General features: G+C 45.4%; 1 protein-coding gene. It reads left to right on the top strand.

The genetic code is table 11. From position 1 onward, the window contains the following. Positions 1 to 85: 85 nt before the first annotated feature. Positions 86 to 586, top strand: a complete 501-nt coding sequence (locus tag GFB48_RS17880) for a C-type lectin domain-containing protein (protein WP_368669085.1) — start codon at positions 86 to 88, stop codon at positions 584 to 586. Positions 587 to 802 lie beyond the last annotated feature (216 nt).

Below are 802 nucleotides of genomic sequence, written 5' to 3'. Positions count from 1 at the left end.
GGAAGGCGGATGCAACAGGCTGAAACTGTGAAGACAGCAGAAAAGATATTTTTTCAGCAGGAAATCAGTCATCTCCACCACCAGGATGCTGACCGTGTCTCTACTTGTTTGTGCCATGATGGCTCTGGCTAGAGTTAATGGTGACGAAGACACAGCTATCAACGCCACCGCGATTCCTGAAGTGCGTGTAAAATTCTTTGCTCACACAACTTGTCCCTCGGGTTGGACTCTATATTCTCAACGCTGTTTCCAGTTTGTTCCATTGCAACAGACTTGGGCTGATGCTCAGAAACACTGTCTGACCATAAAGGGAAGCCTTGCATCCATACACAACCAGGATGAGTATAAATTTGTTCAGGGGCTGACAACTAGCCTGCTACCAACATGGATTGGAGGTTCGGATTGCCAACAGGAAAGTGCTTGGTTTTGGATTGGAGGTCCAGAGATGGATTTTGTGGGCTGGTGTTCAGGACAACCTGATAATACCAAAGATCAGTGCTGTTTACAGATTAATACTGGAGGTGCCAAATGCTGGGATGACCAACCTTGTAACACTCCTCTCCCATCAGTCTGTGTCCTGACATAATGATTCCTGAGCTGGCACAGAGGCATGCACTACCATCAATCACACAAACACTTTGGTGGGTGTGTGATTGTGTGTGTATTCGCACACTCATCTGTGTTTGTATCAACAGCTTCATGTAGAACTTGAAGGCGCAATATCACATCTTTAATTATTTGCTATTGCTGTAACTGCCTAAAGGATGAAACAACAAGTGTTGTTGAACAGGGTATACAGAGG

This window comes from Paraferrimonas sp. SM1919 (assembly GCF_010993985.1).
In the GTDB taxonomy this organism is placed as follows: domain Bacteria; phylum Pseudomonadota; class Gammaproteobacteria; order Enterobacterales; family Shewanellaceae; genus SM1919.
Note: the sequence above shows the minus strand (reverse complement) of the source record. Positions and strands in the feature narration are given on the sequence as shown.

What these genes read in the sequence shown, in the direction of transcription:
- GFB48_RS17880 (WP_368669085.1), top strand. Translation starts at nt 86, where the DNA reads ATGCTGACCGTGTCTCTACTTGTTTGTGCCATGATGGCTCTGGCTAGA.